The 17,496-nt window shown below is 62.0% G+C and carries 18 protein-coding genes; 13 read left to right on the forward strand and 5 right to left on the reverse strand.

Annotation, left to right across the window (positions count from 1 at the left end; genetic code table 11):
- Window positions 1–145 precede the first annotated feature (145 nt).
- From EXZ48_RS31180 to EXZ48_RS35105, 4 genes are all read left to right on the forward strand, one after another.
- A complete protein-coding gene (locus EXZ48_RS31180) occupies window positions 146–586 on the forward strand; it encodes a hypothetical protein (protein ID WP_130520882.1) in 441 nt (146 codons plus the stop codon).
- Between the two features lie 108 nt (window positions 587–694).
- On the forward strand, window positions 695–1,018 hold the full coding sequence (locus EXZ48_RS31185; RefSeq protein ID WP_130520884.1) for a hypothetical protein: 324 nt from the start codon (window positions 695–697) through the stop codon (window positions 1,016–1,018).
- 18 nt (window positions 1,019–1,036) lie between these two features.
- Complete coding sequence (locus tag EXZ48_RS31190) at window positions 1,037–1,240, forward strand: hypothetical protein (protein ID WP_130520886.1); 204 nt, start codon at window positions 1,037–1,039, stop codon at window positions 1,238–1,240.
- Window positions 1,241–1,244: 4 nt separating this feature from the next.
- Window positions 1,245–1,421 (forward strand): hypothetical protein, encoded by a 177-nt coding sequence (locus EXZ48_RS35105; protein ID WP_165909487.1) that lies wholly within the window; start codon window positions 1,245–1,247, stop codon window positions 1,419–1,421.
- Window positions 1,422–1,819: 398 nt separating this feature from the next.
- Here EXZ48_RS35105 and EXZ48_RS31195 read toward each other — a convergent pair whose 3' ends face one another.
- Together EXZ48_RS31195 and EXZ48_RS31200 are read right to left on the reverse strand one after the other, a co-directional pair.
- Window positions 1,820–2,074 carry a hypothetical protein gene (locus EXZ48_RS31195; protein WP_130520888.1) on the reverse strand — a complete coding sequence of 85 codons (255 nt, stop codon included), beginning with the start codon at window positions 2,072–2,074 and terminating at the stop codon, window positions 1,820–1,822.
- Window positions 2,074–3,348, reverse strand: a complete 1,275-nt coding sequence (locus EXZ48_RS31200; RefSeq protein WP_130520890.1) for a type VI secretion protein ImpB — start codon at window positions 3,346–3,348, stop codon at window positions 2,074–2,076. The genes EXZ48_RS31195 and EXZ48_RS31200 overlap by 1 nt, the downstream gene beginning before the upstream one ends.
- A gap of 570 nt (window positions 3,349–3,918) precedes the next feature.
- Between EXZ48_RS31200 and EXZ48_RS31205 the strand changes: the two genes are divergently transcribed.
- The 6 genes from EXZ48_RS31205 to repC all read left to right on the forward strand — a co-directional run bounded on the left by EXZ48_RS31205 (window position 3,919) and on the right by repC (window position 11,812).
- The gene (locus EXZ48_RS31205) at window positions 3,919–5,955 is read left to right on the forward strand and encodes a ParB N-terminal domain-containing protein (RefSeq protein ID WP_130520891.1); all 2,037 of its coding nucleotides are present in this window, start codon (window positions 3,919–3,921) and stop codon (window positions 5,953–5,955) included.
- A gap of 136 nt (window positions 5,956–6,091) precedes the next feature.
- Window positions 6,092–6,913: an N-6 DNA methylase gene (locus tag EXZ48_RS31210; RefSeq protein ID WP_130520893.1), complete on the forward strand. Its 822-nt coding sequence runs from the start codon at window positions 6,092–6,094 to the stop codon at window positions 6,911–6,913.
- Window positions 6,914–7,312: 399 nt separating this feature from the next.
- A complete protein-coding gene (locus tag EXZ48_RS31215) occupies window positions 7,313–7,687 on the forward strand; it encodes a hypothetical protein (protein WP_130520895.1) in 375 nt (124 codons plus the stop codon).
- Between the two features lie 543 nt (window positions 7,688–8,230).
- Entirely contained in the window at window positions 8,231–9,394 is a 1,164-nt protein-coding gene (gene repA / locus EXZ48_RS31220; protein ID WP_245462413.1) for a plasmid partitioning protein RepA, read from the forward strand.
- Window positions 9,391–10,398, forward strand: a complete 1,008-nt coding sequence (repB, locus tag EXZ48_RS31225; protein ID WP_130520899.1) for a plasmid partitioning protein RepB — start codon at window positions 9,391–9,393, stop codon at window positions 10,396–10,398. Before repA ends, repB begins: the two co-directional genes overlap by 4 nt.
- A gap of 199 nt (window positions 10,399–10,597) precedes the next feature.
- A complete protein-coding gene (repC, locus tag EXZ48_RS31230) occupies window positions 10,598–11,812 on the forward strand; it encodes a plasmid replication protein RepC (protein WP_130520900.1) in 1,215 nt (404 codons plus the stop codon).
- Window positions 11,813–11,832: 20 nt separating this feature from the next.
- Here the strand turns inward: repC and EXZ48_RS31235 are convergent, their stop codons facing one another.
- Both EXZ48_RS31235 and EXZ48_RS31240 read right to left on the reverse strand, forming a co-directional pair.
- Window positions 11,833–12,213 carry a hypothetical protein gene (locus EXZ48_RS31235; protein ID WP_130520901.1) on the reverse strand — a complete coding sequence of 127 codons (381 nt, stop codon included), beginning with the start codon at window positions 12,211–12,213 and terminating at the stop codon, window positions 11,833–11,835.
- Window positions 12,210–12,893, reverse strand: coding sequence for a ParA family protein (locus EXZ48_RS31240; protein ID WP_130520903.1), 684 nt, complete (start codon window positions 12,891–12,893; stop codon window positions 12,210–12,212). The genes EXZ48_RS31235 and EXZ48_RS31240 overlap by 4 nt, the downstream gene beginning before the upstream one ends.
- A 380-nt stretch (window positions 12,894–13,273) precedes the next feature.
- Here EXZ48_RS31240 and EXZ48_RS31245 point away from each other — a divergent pair, with 380 nt between their 5' ends.
- Complete coding sequence (locus tag EXZ48_RS31245; protein WP_130520905.1) at window positions 13,274–13,744, forward strand: plasmid mobilization relaxosome protein MobC; 471 nt, start codon at window positions 13,274–13,276, stop codon at window positions 13,742–13,744.
- Complete coding sequence (locus tag EXZ48_RS31250) at window positions 13,734–16,310, forward strand: relaxase/mobilization nuclease domain-containing protein (RefSeq protein WP_130520906.1); 2,577 nt, start codon at window positions 13,734–13,736, stop codon at window positions 16,308–16,310. Before EXZ48_RS31245 ends, EXZ48_RS31250 begins: the two co-directional genes overlap by 11 nt.
- Window positions 16,311–16,318: 8 nt before the next feature.
- Here the strand turns inward: EXZ48_RS31250 and EXZ48_RS31255 are convergent, their stop codons facing one another.
- Window positions 16,319–16,537 carry a hypothetical protein gene (locus tag EXZ48_RS31255; protein WP_050746818.1) on the reverse strand — a complete coding sequence of 73 codons (219 nt, stop codon included), beginning with the start codon at window positions 16,535–16,537 and terminating at the stop codon, window positions 16,319–16,321.
- Between the two features lie 523 nt (window positions 16,538–17,060).
- On the opposite strand from EXZ48_RS31255, the gene EXZ48_RS31260 reads away from it, so the two are divergent.
- Window positions 17,061–17,474 carry a helix-turn-helix domain-containing protein gene (locus EXZ48_RS31260; protein WP_050747111.1) on the forward strand — a complete coding sequence of 138 codons (414 nt, stop codon included), beginning with the start codon at window positions 17,061–17,063 and terminating at the stop codon, window positions 17,472–17,474.
- The last annotated feature ends 22 nt before the right edge of the window (window positions 17,475–17,496 follow it).

The raw sequence follows: 17,496 nt of genomic DNA on the forward strand, positions 1-17,496 counted from the left end.
TGACCCGAACGACCGCCGCCATGGGGCGGGCTGCGCCCTCCCCCCTCTGTCCGGGGGAATGTCAGAGGCCATTCCCCGGAAAGACCGGGGAGGCTTCGCCCAAGGGGGCTCCCCTGCGGGAGTTCGGGAAACATGGAGACAGACAATGAGCGCAGTCAAAGCATTCCTGATCGAGCCGATGGCAGGCACCATTCGTCCGGTGACGATCAACCTTGAAGGCAGCTATGCCGAGATCAAGGATTTCGTGAAATGCGACATGATCGACATCGTCCGGGTGAACGGTCTCGACATTATCGTGGATGACAACGGACTGGGTGGCACCGTGCCGTGCCTCACGGAAGTCGCGGGCGCGCCCACGCCGCTGGCCGGAAATCTTCTGGTCACGAAATCCGACAGGCTCGGCGAGCTGGCGGACGTAACCGAGGCCATCGAGGTAGTTGCCGCGCTGTTCGTCATTGCCCGTCCGGTTCTTCGCCCCGTCATTGTCGTGTCAGAGCGCCCTGGTGTCATCGCGGCCGAGATTGCCCGCGTCGAAATCATCCTCGACCGGAGCGCGCCGAAGGTTCTGCAGGCCTCCGAGGCTTGAACGACGAAGCGGGCGGGGCGGCCATGCCGTCCTGCCTCCCCTCCCCGCCAACGAAGTGATATTTCTGGAGGCACCCGCCATGGACGACGGGAAGAACTGGACCGGCTGTTGGGCAAAAGCGATCCCCCTATCCTGACCCCCGAAGGCCAATGGCGCGCTGACTATCGCAAGGCGCAGCGTCAGCGCCGGCTTACCGGCATTCAGCCGGACATATTCGGGGCGCCAGCAACCGAGCATTTCCACCGGAATTCGAAGCCGCCGCAGGCGGAGGACTGGCCGCTGGACTATGAAATTACCCGGCTCCACGATCTTTCGCCGGGCGAGCAGGCCCAGCAACTCGCCGCTGATCCCGATACACCTTGGGCGCGCACGACCCGCAAGGCGCTGACGGCGGAGGAAAAAGCCGTGATGATCGCCAGCGCGGCGAACTAGCTCCGGCTCGGCCAGCGCGTGCGCATCACCGGCACGTCGCCATCCATCGACGGCAGCAATGAGCGCCGCGTCGGCCGCGTCGGCCTCGTCTGGCGATTGTGCAGCCCGACCTTCGCCGATTACGTCTACATCAATCTCGACCTGGTCGGTCAGGAACGCAGCGAAAAGGTGATTTTCATCGAATTGCGCGACGTGACGCCGATAGACGACAAAGAGGAATAGTCCGATGGAGAACACGACGAATAGCGCTGCCCGCGACAGAACCACCGAAACGACCGAATTGGAGTTTGCGCAGGCGGTAGCGAAGGAAATCGTCCGGCTGAAGGCCGAAGGCTATAGCAAAGCCTATATCTGCGAGAGGAGCTTTGAAATCGAGGACCGGATTCGCCAGCGCCTTGTTTGACGGCCTTGACGCGGAGGGCATGGCCGGCTCGGGAGACGGGGCCAGCCCATCCATGCAGCGTGCCTGGCCCTTACCGCATCGAGCGGCGCGGGCCAGGACGAGGGGTGCCCCGAAGCCCCACCCCTCGAGCACCCCTGCCCGACCCGGAAAAAAGCGGAGCGCTGCGAGCGGGGGCAGTCGGTCCCGGCTCGCCCTGCGGGCCGCTATGCTGAGCCTCCTGCGGCTGCCCTCTATCCGCCCTCGCGCGACGAGAATTCCCGAAATCCCGCCTTGCAGGCGGCGCGATGCTGATTTCTCCAATGCTCTCCATCATCCGAGGATCGCGCCTGCTCGTTTCACGTCGCGGCGGCGCGTCCGGTGCGTTGCGCCCTCCCCTCCCCCGACGCAGCGTCGATGCGCTATGCGAGACCGCCGATGAAGCCGCTCAATTCCTTCAGCCGCACCATGGCAAGCCGCATCCGGCCGTTGCAGCCGCGCTTCTTGCAACTCGCCTTCGCTTCGATCTCATCGAGATAGAGCTGCGAGCGGTCCATCTCCGCGCAGATGATGGTGCGATCGATATAGATGAGCCGTCCGCATTTGCGGCAAACCAGCTCAAGCTTTTGATCGTCGGCCAGATCGCGCACCTGGATCGTCGTCTTCCAGTTTCCCATCACCAGAAGTCCTCGGCCGAGGGAATGCGTGTGTAGCTGATCTTGCCGCCGGCATGGCCGCCGGCCGGCGGCTTCCACTCGCCAAGGCTGACGATCGTGCCCGAATAGCGCGTGTTCAGCGTGTCGACGGCACTGTTCACCTTCTCCCATTTCCGCCTGATGGAATCGTCATTGTCGAGCATGTCGATTTGCCGTTCGTCCGCCGGCGAGAGGTCATAGAGAGTGACCCCGACCCGGAAGATGGTCACGCCACGCGGATAATCCCGGCGCACGCGCGCCCAAAGGGAGCGCAGCGCGGACAGGATGGCCTGGTCGTCGTTGACGACGGCCAGATGGTGCTTGCCCATCCACGATCCGTCCGTCACCGACAACCACAGCCAGACGCCGCCGGCATAGAAGTTCTCCCGGCGCAGGCGCCGGGCCGCCTTGGTCAGCAGCAGCCGGGAAATCTCGGATGCGCCGGCGACCGTCCGGCCTTCGGGTGGCAGGACGCGCCCATGCCCGAACATGCCGCGCTTCTGCGGCAGTGCCTGGATGGCATAACCATGCAGCGCGTACCAAAGGCGCTCTCCGTTCACATTGTTCCAGATCTTGCGCATGTGCTTGGCTTCGAGCGCATAAAGCTCCGCGGTGGTGAAGACCCTGTTGCGCGCAAGCCGTCCGATCATGCTTGCGCCGACGCCCGGAATGTCCTTCAGCGCGACGCGCAGCAACGGCGCGGGCATGTCCGACGGTCTCCAGATCGCTAGGCCATTGCCATAGCTGCCCAGTCGCCGGCTCTCCTCCTTGCCCCGCTTGCACGCGATCTTCGCCAACTGGCGGTTCGCCGCGAAACCGATCGAACTCGTGATATACGTCCCGATGTTCGTGGCGATCGCCGCCTTGATCTGGGCGGCCAGCAGCTCGGGGTCGCGCTGGCCGCTTTCGTCGAGGACGCAGGTCAGCTCGTCGATGCTCTTGGCGGTGTCGATGGCGATGACGGTTTCGATCTCGCAGAGCAGCGCATTGTGGGCGCGCCGGTAGAGGTCCGGCTTCTGGGGAACGAGGATCAGGTCGGGACAGACCTGCTTGGCCTCCCGGATCGGCATCACGTTCTTGACGCCGGCGGCCTTGGCTTCCTTTGAGCAGGCGATGACGGCCGTGCGATCCGTCCCGGCGAACGGCACGACGCCGATCGGGCGGCCGCGGAGACGAGAGTCCGCCTGTTGCTCGACCGAGGCAAAAAACCCATCGAAATCAAGGTAAAGCCGCGCGATATCGTCAGGTTTTCGCATGGCCGGCTCCGCAAGAAATATCGGGCGAGCAGGGTCGGCCCATGTGCTTATACGCGCATAGGAATAATCGCTCGGGATGGGTACATGTTCCTAGTTTGTTCTGCTTTGGATTTAGAGTCAATCCGTCTCGTTTGTGATCCTGTGGATGGGAGGGGCCACCGCCCGTCCCAGTCGGCCGCGCTCTATGCGAGCACGGAGCCAGCCGGAGGCCGTCTCCGCCGATCCCGGTAACGATCGCTTGTCCAACGGGCGCTGCGCGCCCGCGAGCGAGGCCCGTTCCGGGCCGCTTTGTTTGTCTCGCCCCTGACATCGCCGGCCGCCCGGATCAAGGGGCAGGCGCGGCAAGCCGCTTGTCGCGTCGGAAAAAAAACGGCTTTCACCGCTGCGCGCCGAACCTTCCGTTTTTTCCCCGCCACGACCCCTTGACCCGAACGACCGCCGCCGTGGGGCGGGCTGCGCCCTCCCCCCTCTGTCCGGGGGAATGTCAGAGGCCATTCCCCCGGAAAGACCGGGGAGGCTTCGCCCAAGGGGGCTTCCCCTTCGGGAAACGGGAAACCAAGGAGACCGACAATGACCGATACCAATGCAGGAACCGAAACCATCATGGTGGCGCTCAACAAGCTGGACCGCGACCCTCTGAACGTGCGCAAGACCTATAGCAAGGAAGGCATCGAGGAGCTGGCCGCGACCATTCGCGGTGACGGCTACCGTATTCTGCAGAACCTCGTCGTCCGCAAAGGCGACAAACGGGGTCGCTTCTTCGTGACAGCCGGCGGTCGGCGCCATGCCGCGCTCGACCTTCTGGCCGAGGCGGGCGAGATTGCGAAGGATTTCGCGGTCGAATGCAAGGAGCGCAGCGCCGCCGAGGCGACCGAAATCAGCCTCATCGAAAACACGCAGCGGGAAGCCATGCACCCGGTCGATGAATATGAGGCGTTCCGCGTCATGGCCGATGCCGGAAAGTCCGTCGAGGATATCGCCGCCCGTTTCGGCACCACCGAAGTCATGGTGCGCAAGCGCCTCGCCCTGGGCCGTGTCGCCCCTGCCCTGCTCGAACTTTACCGCAACGAAAATATCAGCTTCCAGCAGCTTACCGCCTTCACCGTGTCCGGCGATCACGAAAGGCAGGTGGAAGTCTGGAATAGCTTGCCGTCGTGGAATTGCGATCACCGCGCCATTCGTGCGGCTCTGCAAGGCGAAGCCTTAAAGGCCACGGACAAGCGCGTGAAATTCATCGGCGGGCTCGACGCCTATGAAGCCGCTGGTGGAGCCGTCAAGCGCGATCTCTTCGATGAGCAGAACGGCGGCTACGCGCTAGACGTCGCTCTTGTCGAAAAGCTTGTCGGCGACCGGCTTGAAGCCGAGGCCGAAACAGTTCGCCGGGAAGGCTGGAAATGGGTGGAGGTCGTGCCGGTCATCCCGGACGAAGCCCATCGCATGCACCGGGTTTATCCCACCGACGTTCCGTTGACAGACGACGAACAGGCCGAGGAGGAACGGCTGGAAGACGAACATGACGAGCTGGCGGAGCAGATCGAGGCAGGGGTGGCCGACGGCGAGGCCGAGCCGCGCATCGAAACCATTCGGGCGAGGCTGGCGGTTCTATCGACGGCGCAGGAAGCCTACACCTCGGAGGACATCGCCAAGGCCGGTTGCTATGTCACGATGGACTATTACGGCAACGTCGAAATCGAGCGCGGTCTTGTCCGGCCCGATGATGAAGTCGAGGCCGGAGACGAGGGGGAAGACGGCGACGAAAGCGCCGAAGGCGATAACGAGGAGACGGAAGCAGGTGAGATGACGGTTGCGCAGCAGCCCGAACAGCGCCCCGAACCGACGTTCAAAATACCTGCCCTGCTTGTGCAGGAGCTTACGGCGCAGAAGACCGCCGCCATCCGGGCCGAGCTTGCGCATAATCCGGACGTCGCCCTCGCCGTCGTGGTGCATGCCATGCTGGTGAACCTCTTCGGCAACTACGGCGGCAATGAGTACACGTCCCTTGAGGTAACGGTGAAAAGCGAAAGGCTGGAAAACAGCATTGCCAATCCAGCGGAGTGCAAGGGCATCGTGGCGCTGGACGAACTCAAGGAAAACTACGGGCATACCATTCCGGGCAAGCCGAGCGATCTTCTGGAATGGTGCCTTGAGCAGCCGACGTCAACGCTCCTCGACCTCCTGGCCTATGCGGCGGCAAAGTCCGTCAATGCCGTGCAACACCCGCACTATGAGCGGAAGTCGCAGCGCGCCCATGCCGAACGGCTGGCACAGGCCCTCAAGATCGACATGACGCAGTGGTACGAACCGACCGGCGAAAACTACTTCGGCCGGATCAGCAAGATCGGGATCAAGCAGGCGGTCACCGAAGCCGCTGGCGAGGATTACGCGCTCGGCGTTCCCGGCATGGAGAAGGCGAAAGCCGTGGAATATGCCGAACGGAAGATCACCGGAACCGGATGGCTGCCCGCGCCGGTGCGGATTGCTCTCACGGCCGAGCAGGAGCGCGAGCGGATGACGGAGGCCGATGGCGAAGATGACGGCGTTTGCCCGTTCGACATCGAGGACAAGCCGAACGCCGAACACCAGCAGTTCCCCGAAGCAGCCGAGTAATCGGTTGCGGCAGGTCGCGCCAGTCTCCGGCGCGGCCTGTTCCCCCCGCTGAATTCCCAAAACAAGCCGCAACGAAACGCCGGGCATCGCCCCGGCGATTGGCGACGTGCGCCCTGCGGCCCGGATAGGTGATCCCATGACCTCCCCCCGTCTCAATTCCATCGTCAAGCTGTTTGAAACCTGCCGCTACAAGCATGACCTCTACACCGTCTTTGGCGACTGGTGCGAATGCTCCGCCATATCCATGAGCAATGCCGTTGATCAGGCAAACTTCGAGAAGCGCGAGGCTCGCTATGTCGAAATCGCTCGAAAATACGGGAGCGAAACCATGGCGATATTCTCGAAAATATTCGGTGAAGTGGTCATGGCGCTGGAGGAAAAGCCGCAGGACATCCTGGGCATGACGTTCCATGCGCTCGAATTGCACAACAAGGCGAGGGGGCAATTCTTCACGCCGTATCCCATCTGCCAATTGATGGCCCGCATCATCGCCGGGAGCGCCGAGGACATGCAGCAGGCGATTGCCAAGCGCGGCTTCATGCTTGCGCAGGAACCCGCCGTAGGGAGCGGCGCAATGATTGTCGCTCTGGCCGAAGCCATCCTTGAAGCGGGCTTCAATTACCAGCAGCTTCTTCATGTGACCGCCGTGGACATCGACCCGCGCGCCGTCCACATGGCCTATATCCAATTCTCGCTCCTGCACATTCCGGCGACCGTCATCGTGGGCGACAGCCTGGCAATGCGGTTTCGGGAGGAATGGCACACGATGGCCCATGTCATGGGCGGATGGTCGGCCAAGCTTCGGCACGCAAGAGAAAACGCCGGGGGGCAACCGGAGGCGGCTCCTTCTGTTGCCGTACCGCACCGGGCTGCGGTGGTCGCCGGTGGCCCCGCCGCGCCGAAGCAAGCGACATCCGCGCCGGTTATTGAGAGGAATGGGCAACTGCGTCTGTTGTGAATTGCAGGGTACAGGCTAGAAGCCCCGACCGGATTGACCGGCCGGAACTTCTTTGAGAGGGGGGCTGGCCGGCCCCTCTCAATCTCTCCCCCATGAGGGGGCAGGGCAGAGCCCCGCCCCCTTCAAACCCCCTACCCATGGAGGGGGTGGACCACCCCCTCCAAACCTCCCCGGCCCATACGGACACGGCCCCTGACCGCGGCCGTGGGCTTATCTCTCTCTCTCTCTGAATTCCGAGTGTCGCATGCGCCCCTGCGCCGTAAAGGATGGGCGGTTCCCCCAAAATGCTGACGCATTTCGGCTCCCCCACCCACCGCCTTCGGCGGTCGCTTCGCGATTCCTTGACTGCTTGGGTCGCCAATGCGGGCTCCTTTTCGTCAGAGCGAAAAGGAGGCTTCTATGACAGACCGGAAAATCACCGTTATCGACGGCGGTAGCGCGCAATACTGGAGGGAGCGGAAAGAAGGCTTCCGGCTTATCCACGAGGCGGAGCGCGCTGCGGAGCGGCTGGCCGACGCACCGATGTATCTTCACGGCGGCTACGACGAGGACGGTGACGTGATCGCCATCGAAAACCTCGGCCCCCATGACGACATGGAAGATGCGATCAGGGCGATTGAGGCAAACGAGACTGCGGTGAGCATCCTTGTTGCGCAGGGTCGCACAAGGATTGGCATCTGCGAGATCAGGGCGGTGGTCGATGCGATGGCGTATGACTGCGATGGCATCGAAGATCCGGAGCGCAATCCGCTCCGGGGACCGGATACGGACTGAGATGCAGGCGAAAGGCGGCTGCGGCCGCCTTTCGCCTTTACCTCGACGAGTGAGCCCGTTCAGCCGGTTCGACCGGCCGACCAAGCTGATGAAAGAGGGGCAAGCCCCCCTCTCAACACTCACCCCAATGGAGGAAGGGGCAAGCCCCCTCCTCCAAACCGCGTCCCCAAGGGAAGGGCAAGCCCCTCCCTTGAACCCACCCCATGGGGAAAGGGGACGGTTCCCTCCTCCCTTTCCCCAAACCCCTATCCCTCTCCCTTGAGGGCCGCTTGTAATGGCAACTGCGCAGACCCCTTGATTTTCAGGCGTTTTGGCGAGTTGCCACATGGCAACTCTGTCTGAAAATACCTCGAAAACAGGAGCGCTCATTGCATGGCGACGATCAGCAAATCGCGTTAAGGTTTTGTTAACCCTATTCTCCTTGCCAACGATTGCGACTCGGAGCATTCTCGCCTACGACTTATTCGCCCACTTTGGAGAATTTTCGTAGTTATGTTGAAGGCTCGTAGTCAAGCCGCCGTGACAGAGGCACCGAAGCCCTTGATGACCGATGTCATCGCGGGGGATGGTGCTGCGCTTTCCGAAGAGCTACTTGCCATGCGCAAAGCGCTTTTCCCACCGGTGTCGAAAAAGACGCTCCGGTCCTTTTCCTCCGTGGAATCTGCGAAACTCATCGGCATCGGCGATGCCTACCTTCGTCAGCTTTCCTTGAGCGGTAAGGGGCCTCAGCCCAGTATCGGTTCTGGCGGCAGACGATGGTACAGCCTTGACCAGATTAACCAGATTCGTGCCGTCCTGGACGAAAATTCCAAGAGCAAGAATTACATTCCCCGGCGTCGGTCGGGCGAGCATTGCCAAGTCATGGCCGTCGTCAATTTCAAAGGCGGAAGCGGGAAGACGACCACTGCTGCTCATCTCGCCCAATATCTCGCGCTCCAAGGATATCGGGTTCTGGCTGTCGACCTCGATCCGCAAGCCTCCATGACTGCCCTGCATGGATATCAGCCCGAATATGACGTCGAGGCGAACGAGACCATGTACGCCGCAATCCGTTACGACGAAAAACGGCGCCCCCTCGCGGAGATTATCAAGCCCACCTACTTCACCGGGCTTGATCTTGTTCCGGGCAATCTGGAGCTTATGGAATATGAGCACGATACTCCGCGAGCGCTTGCAGAGCGTTCCACGGAGCCCTTTTTTGGGCGCGTTGCATCGGCGCTTGGTTCCGTGGAGGACCGATACGACGTGATGGTACTCGATTGCCCGCCCCAACTCGGCTTTCTGACACTCGGCGCGCTTTGCGCATCCACGGGATTGTTGATCACTGCCCATCCGCAGATGCTGGACGTCATGTCGATGTGCCAGTTTCTCCTCATGACCTCTGACCTCCTCGGTGTGGTGCAGGACGCCGGCGGGGATCTCGACTACGACTTCATCCGCTATGTCGTTACGCGCTACGAACCGTCTGATGGTCCCCAGGCGCAGATGGTTGGTTTCATGCGGTCGCTTTTTCGCGAAAGGGTGCTCACCAACACGATGTTGAAATCGACGGCGATTTCCGACGCTGGGTTGTCGAAGCAGTCCCTATACGAGGTCGGCCGCGAGAATTTTGCCAAGACGACATATGACAGAGCGATCGAGTCGCTCGACGCCGTCAATGGGGAAATCGAGAGCCTGATGAAGCAGGCTTGGGGGAGGGCGACATGAGCCGCAAGGATACGCTCAAAGCTATGCTTTCCAGGCGAGACAGCGAGTTGCCACATGGCAACTCCGAAGTCGACGAGCAGGAAGCGGAAATGGCACCGGAGAAGAAACTTCAGCACATCCGATCCGGTGCGGTTGGCGCGATGGGCCGATCGCTCGGCAATATCGTGAGTGCCGCCGATCAGGCGCGTGCTCTGATCGCAGAGGGAGCAGCGGTTGTCGATATTTCCCCAGATAAGATCGACAGCTCATTTGTGGCCGATCGTCTCCCGGATGACGGTGAGGGGTTCAAGGAACTGCTTGAAGCGATCCGCCAGTCCGGCCAGAGGAGCCCGGTCTTGTTGCGGCCGCATCCTGAAAAGGCTGACCGATACCAGATCGTGTTTGGCCATAGGCGTGTGCGTGTAGCGGCAACGCTCAGTCGCCCCGTCAAGGCGGTCGTACAATACCTTTCCGATGAAGAGTTGGTTGTTGCGCAAGGTCAGGAAAACGCATCCCGGACGGACCTTAGCTATATCGAGCGTGGCCTGTTTGCTGTTGCTCTCGAAGAGCGAGGGTTCGACCGCCAGGTGATTATGACTGCGTTGGGGATGGAAAAAACGCAGCTCTCGAAGCTCATGAGCGTAGCTCATTCCGTACCCAGGCCGATCATCGAGGCAATCGGCCCAGCCCCAAAAGCCGGGCGGCCGCGCTGGATGGGATTGGCAGAGAAGCTCGCCGCAAGCAAGCCCAAGGCCCTTGACGCTCTTCTTCAGAGCCGGGAATTCCGTGCGGCTGATACCGATGACCGCTTTGCGCAGGTGATGGACGCACTCACCGCAAAGCGCAAGGGGAGCAAATCCGAGACGATCAAGTCACAAAGCGGGCAGAGGCTTGCGACGGTGCAGCGATCTGCCAAGACCCTCAATGTGAGTTTCGATGAGAAAACCGCGCCGGCTTTCGGCGATTATGTGATCGGCAAACTTGAGCAGCTTCATCGCGAGTATCAGGCTTCGATGGAGAGCTGATAGGTTTTGGTGTTTTGACGTAGGACTGGATGGAAAGGATCGAACCGCAAAAGAAAAAGGCCCCCAATCGGTAACCCGTGGAAGCCTTCCTCGTATTCTGTAGCAAGATCGAGAATCGCATTTCCACGAATCACAGTCAAGAGTCTTTGGCGCCGTTTTGGTGAGTGGATTTCTTTTGCCTTTTGAGAGGTGAAGGAAAATGCAGATAGGACGTGTAACAACGCCCCACGGGCGGCCGATGACGCTTGCCTTGGTGAAAGGCCAGCTCGAAACGGCTGATCGCGGCCCGAGCAAGGCGGTCAACAAATGGAAAGTCTTCAACGACATCAGCGAGACGAAGGACATCTTCGCCTTGCAGGACCGTTCAATCACGGTGCTGCAGGCGCTGCTCAGCTTCTATCCGAGCGACGAACTTTGCGATGAAAGCGGCGGCTTGGTCGTGTTCCCGTCGAACAGCCAGTTGTCCCTGCGGGCTCACGGCATTGCCGGCACGACTTTGCGCCGGCATCTCGCCGCCCTTGTGGACGCCGGCTTGATCGAGCGTCGCGACAGCCCGAACGGCAAGCGCTACGCACACCGGGGCAGGGGAGGGGAGATCGAGGCCGCCTATGGCTTCAGCCTTGCGCCCTTGCTTGCCCGTGCCGCCGAGCTTGCGAACCTCGCACAACAGGTCGCCGCGGAGCGCCTTCGCTTCAAGCGCGCTAAGGAAGCCTTGTCCCTGTGCCGTCGTGATGTCCGTAAGCTCATCTCGGCCGCTATGGAAGAGGGCGCGGATGGCGATTGGGCGACGATCGAAGCCATATTCATCGGCCTGATGGCCCGCCTTCCGCGCTCTCCTCGGCGTGAAGATATCGACGCGGCGCTCGAAGAAATGGAACTTTTGCGTGAGGAAATCATCAACCGCTTGGAAATTCAGGTAAAAGCAGAAAAAACGGGCGTCAATGACAGCCATGACGGATGTCACATACAGAATTCAAAACCCGAATCCTTACATGAACTTGAACCTCGCTCTGAAAAAGAGCAGGGCGAGATGCCGAGCCAGAAACCGAAACGGATCACCGAGCCGCTAAAGGCTTTCGCGTTACCGATGGTGTTGAGGGCGTGCCCACAGATCGCCGATTACATGCCCGGCGGCCGAATTGAGAGCTGGCGCGACCTGATGGCTGCCGCTGTCCTGGTCCGATCGATGCTGGGCGTTAGTCCGTCGGCCTATCAGGAGGCTTGCGAGGTGATGGGGCCGGAAAACGCCGCGGTTGCCGTCGCCTGCATCCTCGAGCGCGCCGAACACATCACTTCCCCCGGCGGCTACCTGCGCGATCTCACCCGCAAGGCGGCGCGCGGCGAATTCGGCCTTGGGCCGATGCTGATGGCCGCGCTCAGGGCGAATGGCGGAGGCGAGAAGCGAAGCGCATGATCGCCCGCTTCTCAGCCGTTTCAGGAAATGTCGGGGATCCGATCCGCGATCTTCAGCAGATAGTCATCGATGGCTTCCTCGATGTAGCTGTTGAACTTGCGCCGCTCGATCGCGGCGAGGATCTTCAGCTTCTTGTGGACCTCGGCGCGGATATGGATGCCGGTCGTAACCTTCTCGGTGTCGCGGAAACGCTTACCGGCAATGGGATCGCGGCTTTCGCCCTTGGCGACCAGATCGCGGAATTGAGTCCTGCCAGCCGCCGCTATTGGCAATGCGCCGCCATCATCGTCGGTTTTCGCCGGGGGAGGAGAGGCCATGGGCTTTTCGCGGACGGATGGCCGGTCTCGGCCGGTCGAGATCAATCCGAGGACGAGATTCTTGTTGTCCGATCCTTCGCTCATAGCAGAGCCTCTTTCGCCGTCGACCTGTAGAGGGTGAGCAGCTCGCCGAGTAGCGTTTCCATCTCGGCGATTGCCTTTGGATCGGATTTCGCGGCGGTCTGCAGCGTGCCGGCGGCGCCGATCGACTGATAGGCGGCACGCCGCGCGATCGGCTGCGACGAAAGGGCGACGCCGCTTTCCCGCAGGATTTCGCGCAGCGGTTCATGGGCCTTGGCCCGGCCCGTGACGAGATCGTGTTGGTTGATGACGATTAGCGCCGGCAGCTTGCGCTTCTGGTCTTCTTCGACCACGGGGATGTGGTTCAGCGCGAGCTGCATTCCGGCCACCACATCGTCCTGGGTCGTCTGCAGCGGGATCAGAACGATGTCGGCGCAATAGAGACCGGCGAATAGGTTTTCGTTCGTGGTTCCCTCAATATCGATGAAGACGATCTTTCCTTCGAATTGGCGCTCCAGCGCCATCTTGTAGATCCGGTTCGGGTCGAGGCAGCTTTCCGCTTCCAGCCGGTCCGGCCAGATGTTCATCTGCTTCGACATGGTGACCCAGCGCATTGTGTTCGCCCGGCTGTCGGCATCGATGAGGAAGACGTCGTTGCCGGCATGGGCGGCGGTGCCTGACAGCGCCCGGACGAGCGTGGTCTTTCCGGTCCCGCCCTTCGGGTTGGCGATGGTGACAATCATGGTGGCTCCTTCATTGTGATAAACTATAATTAATTCTCTTGCTCTCGTTCCGCAACGAAATCATTACCCGTTGCTCATTGTCCATTGTTGATTGACGATTAATGACTGCCCACCGACAACGGGCAACGGTGAAGGGGCAATCATCAATTGACCGTTGATAATGAGCAATTGCCCGTTGGTAACTAACCGTTGTTAATGGGAAATTGCCAATTGACCGCGAGGACACTGTTAACCAGAGCGCGGGTAACGGGCAATTGTCCATGGGGAGACGCTTTGGGATAGGCGCCGGTCGTGTCGGGTGGGTCGAGAGCGCCTGTCTGTCTGGTGCTGTGTATGTTGAGTAAAATATAGTTTAGTTTTCTGTGGCAGGATAGTCAAGTTTGTGGTACAAACTCGACGTCGCCCCGCCTCCGGCAGGGCAGTGTTTCGCGCCTCTGGCGCTCCGGGTCGCCTCCGGCAACCTGGCAAGCGGGAAGGAAATGATGCGGAGCGAGGTGCTGAGGGTCCGACTGCAGCCAGAGGAGCGCGATGCGCTCGCCACGCTGTGCGAGGAAGGGCGCACCGCCAGCGACGTCATCCGGCTGCTGTTTCGCGAACAGGCGGGCCTTCCGCTCCCGGTCGGGCCAGCCGAGGCCGACGCCCTGCGGGGGACGAACGAGGAGCTGCGGCGCATCGGCATCAACCTCAACCAGGCGGTCCGGGCGATGAACGAGGGTCGCGTCGGTTACGAACCGCGTCTCGACGCGGCCCTGCGCACCCTCCTCGATGGCGTGTTCCGGCTGCGCGCCGACGTCGATCTGATGCTGCGGATCAGCCGCAAGGAGCGGAGGGGAGCTGGCCGTGGCGCATGACTGGTCCGGACTGCTTGGTGAGATCGAGGCTTTTTCCGCCCGCCGCGCCACCTCGTTGATCGACCAGGAAGAGGAGCTGCGTCGCCGGCGCGCGATCGGGGTCGCCCTGTCGGGCGGGGAGCCGCCGCACCGATTTGTAGCCAAGGGCATCGCGAGCAAGGCGCACCCTGGCGCCGTGTCGAGAAGCGAGCCGACAATCGCGTCGATCCTGCAAGCGCCGCTGTCATCGCAACAGGGCGTCATTGAACTGGTCGGAGCTTTGGGTGCCGGCGACCAGAGGGGGGATGATGACGAGCTGAAGAAGTCGGCCGGCGGGGGAGGGGGCGGGGCGTCCTTTGCAGCCGCGCCGCGTGTCGCCCGTCCTCTGAGCGCGCGGGGCGCAGCGAAGGAGAGGTCCAAAGCGGAGACGGCGAGCCGCGCGGCGATCGCCGCCGGTGCGCAGTCGGTGGTGATCAAGGTGACGTCGACCGTATCGAGCCGGGCGTCGGCCGCGGGTCTGATGACCTATCTCGGCACGCGGGAAGTCGAGAACGAAAACGGCGAGAAGGGCAAGGTGGATATCCCGGTTTACGATCAGGATGGCCTTGCCATCACCAGCCGCGAAGAGCGCGCCGCCGCGCTCGCGGAGTGGGGCGCGGATTTTCGCGATGCCTATGCGGTCAACGCGCTCGCGACCTTTTCCATCACCCTTTCCGATGAGGTCGACGACGACACGCTCCACGATGCCCTGAACGCCGCCTTCGGGTCGAAGCCCTTCCTCTATTCCCGGCATCCGGACGGCAAGGTCTCGATCTATGCGGTGACCGATCTGCCGGCGAAGAAGATCGCCGGCGCGCTGAAGGCACGCGAGAAAGGCGAGGGGCCGGCGCGCGCCGTGGAAAATGCAGAGTCCGATTTCGCGCGCCGGCTGGCCGACGCCGGCTTGTCGGCCGAGGTCCGCATTCTCGGTGCAGCCGTCTCGGAGAAATCCGGCCGTTACTTCCTCGAAAAGTTCCTGCGTACGGAGAAGGCCATCACCACCAGCGAAGGCGATCGGGCCAAGTCCGGCTCCAGCGTCAAGGAAAAAGCCGACGGCATCTGGCGCTCCTGGTCTTCGCACATTCGCACCGTCGAGCCGCGCAACGCTTTCCACATTATCTTCTCGGCGCGGGCCGGGACCGATCCAGAGGCGATGACCCGCGCCGTGCGGGATTTCCTCGGCGAGCAGGTCGCCGGCCATCGTTGGATTACGGCGCATCACCCGGAAACCGGCCATGTTCATATCCATGCGATGATCTCGGCGCGCGACGATGTCGGCAAGGCGCTGCGGCTCACCAAACCGGAGCTGTACGAATGGCGCGAGCGCTTCGCGGCAAAGGCGCGGGAGCAAGGCATTGCCATGGTCGCCACTCGTCGCGCGGATGTAGCCGCGACGCGGGCTTATAGTCAGGCGCAGGCCGGCGCCTATGAACGCGGCAGACAGGATCCTCGCTATCTCAAGACGACGGCTGTCATCAATCGCGTCGAGCGAAAGCGCGCTGGCGTCGTCGACCGTGCGTCGCTCACGAATGGCAACCTCGCGCTTGCCCCGAAATGGCAGGCGACCGCGAGCGCCCTGAAGCGGGCCGTCGCAGAGCCTTCCGTGATTGCGGCGGCCGACCGGTTCGCAGCCGCGGCCACCGCCCAAGCACCGAATACTGCTGCTCGGGCCAGCGGCTACGTTCTCCTCCGGTTGGACGTCGAACAGTCCATTCAGCGCGAGACGATGGCGGTGATCGTCGAGGGGGCCATTGGCGTCGAGGCCAAGTTGATTTCGGCCGAGGGCAAGTCCGTCCAGATTCTGGCGCCCACCACCGTGAGCGTCAGCAAGATCGAGCGCGAGCTGGCCAGGCAGAACGACGAGACTGGCCCTGGTTCCGAGACACGTTCGGTGACCCGAGATTTCCAGGCGCGGTTGCTGGCGCATGGATTGCGCGCCGCCGTCGTCATCCAGGCGGCGGGCTCCGCCAAGCATGGTGCGCCGTCGCCTTGGCTGCAGCAGAAATTCGATGCCTTGGCCGAGCGGTCCGGCGCGCCGCGGAAGGAGCCCTTGGCGGAATTCAAGACCCTGATCGCGACCATTCAACAGCAGAAGGAAAAGGCCATGCCCCTATCGTTGGAACAGTTCGACGAGCGCGTCTCGCGGGCGAACAAGTCCATGGACCGCCTGGAGACGATGGTCGACAGCAGCGCGGAGCGTCAAGCGGTCGATGAGATGCGCAAGGAAATCTCCGCGCTGTTCGAAGAACAGCGCCGTGACATCCAGATGCAGCAGATGCGCTCTGTCAACGACACAGCGGGGGGAGGGGGCACGCCGCCGGCGGCGCGCGTCGACGAGGCGCGCACCCAGGACCGGCCAGCGCCGGCAACCGTCGATCCCGCGATTGCCGCCCAGCAGCAGGCAATTGCCGCCGGTCGCGCGTCCCGCGCGGCGCGGGAACAGACCGGCGCGTCGAAGGCTGCCCAGGACGAGCAGCGTCAGCAAATCCTTCGGCAGGCGGAACAGGAGCGCCAGCGCGGCAACGACCGGGACGGAGCCGAACGGTAGGCGCGTTCCTATTCCTCCATCAAGCCGTCGAAGACTTCCAGGAGGGCGTTGACGATGGCCTGGCCAAGCGCATTGGCCGAGGCGGCGACCTCATCGTCGCCCTTGTCTCGGGTGGCGATCGCAAGGTTGCCGCCCTCTTCGGCGACAATCGCCTTCGCCCGCTCGATGGCCCAAAGGGCAAAATCGCTCCGGTTTGAGATCGTCATCGTCTCGGTGGTCTCATCCATGGCGTTTACTCTCCCTCGGCGCAGCACAACCCACTGTTCGTTTCCCTCTTCGCGAAATCCAGCCATATCGCCGGGTGCCTATCGGCGGAACCACTTTCAGCATCTTCGGACTGAATTCATTTAGACTTTCTACTCTGAATGTTTGCACCGCGCCGCGTGATCGCCTAGACTCACGAGCGAAGCAGTCACGCGCTGCTTCCGAGCGTCAATCCCTTTTTCAGAATCCCTATACGATTGATTTCGTTCATTCTTGGCCTTCGATCCGTGTCCCTTCCGAGCACACTAAATCGTTTGCCGAAGAGGTTCCGGCAACGCTAATATCAACGATATTGTCCTGCCCGCAAGATCAGGAGTCTCTCCGTAGTCACGCCGTGCTGGCCGAGCTGCTGGCGGCTACATTACGTTGTTCAATGGAACAAACAGGTGGGACCAATAGGAGCCGCGGCTTCTGATGTTGACCGGGAACTATCCCAGGCAACGAGCCAAGGCTTACGACATCATCGAGACGATCGGGGGAAATTGAATGGCGAAGATCCCCGATCCGATCGACGTCGAAGTCGGCGGCAAGATCAAGGCGCAGCGCCGGCTGGCCGGTATGAGCCAGAATACCTTGGCCGACCGGCTCGGCGTCACCTTCCAGCAGATCCAGAAATATGAAAAGGGCACCAACCGGGTGAGTTCGAGTCGTCTCGCGATGATTGCGGAAACCTTCGGCGTGCCGCCCGCTTATTTCTTCCCGGGCTCGACGGTCGACCCTGGCCAAGCCGTGGCGGCCGCGGCGCCGGAACTGGTCAGCTTCATCGAGACCAACGAGGGCCGAGACCTCAACGTGGCGTTCGCACGGATCAGCTCGCACACCATCCGCAGGAAGGTGGTCGGCCTGGTGACGGCCTTGGCCGCTGCGCTTCCTTCCGTGCAGGGTGATGCCAGCGAATAGCGCTTGGAGCGCATAATTTCGC

The organism is Shinella sp. JR1-6 (assembly GCF_004284735.1).
Lineage (GTDB): Bacteria > Pseudomonadota > Alphaproteobacteria > Rhizobiales > Rhizobiaceae > Shinella.

Bases quoted from the DNA above. Each gene is read 5' to 3' on its own strand.
- EXZ48_RS31180 (WP_130520882.1), top strand. From the start codon at position 146: ATGAGCGCAGTCAAAGCATTCCTGATCGAGCCGATGGCAGGCACCATT.
- EXZ48_RS35105 (WP_165909487.1), top strand. From the start codon at position 1,245: ATGGAGAACACGACGAATAGCGCTGCCCGCGACAGAACCACCGAAACG.
- EXZ48_RS31195 (WP_130520888.1), bottom strand. From the start codon at position 2,074: ATGGGAAACTGGAAGACGACGATCCAGGTGCGCGATCTGGCCGACGAT.
- EXZ48_RS31200 (WP_130520890.1), bottom strand. From the start codon at position 3,348: ATGCGAAAACCTGACGATATCGCGCGGCTTTACCTTGATTTCGATGGG.
- EXZ48_RS31205 (WP_130520891.1), top strand. From the start codon at position 3,919: ATGACCGATACCAATGCAGGAACCGAAACCATCATGGTGGCGCTCAAC.
- EXZ48_RS31210 (WP_130520893.1), top strand. From the start codon at position 6,092: ATGACCTCCCCCCGTCTCAATTCCATCGTCAAGCTGTTTGAAACCTGC.
- EXZ48_RS31215 (WP_130520895.1), top strand. From the start codon at position 7,313: ATGACAGACCGGAAAATCACCGTTATCGACGGCGGTAGCGCGCAATAC.
- repA (WP_245462413.1), top strand. From the start codon at position 8,231: ATGACCGATGTCATCGCGGGGGATGGTGCTGCGCTTTCCGAAGAGCTA.
- repB (WP_130520899.1), top strand. From the start codon at position 9,391: ATGAGCCGCAAGGATACGCTCAAAGCTATGCTTTCCAGGCGAGACAGC.
- repC (WP_130520900.1), top strand. From the start codon at position 10,598: ATGCAGATAGGACGTGTAACAACGCCCCACGGGCGGCCGATGACGCTT.
- EXZ48_RS31235 (WP_130520901.1), bottom strand. From the start codon at position 12,213: ATGAGCGAAGGATCGGACAACAAGAATCTCGTCCTCGGATTGATCTCG.
- EXZ48_RS31240 (WP_130520903.1), bottom strand. From the start codon at position 12,893: ATGATTGTCACCATCGCCAACCCGAAGGGCGGGACCGGAAAGACCACG.
- EXZ48_RS31255 (WP_050746818.1), bottom strand. From the start codon at position 16,537: ATGGATGAGACCACCGAGACGATGACGATCTCAAACCGGAGCGATTTT.
- EXZ48_RS31260 (WP_050747111.1), top strand. From the start codon at position 17,061: ATGGCGAAGATCCCCGATCCGATCGACGTCGAAGTCGGCGGCAAGATC.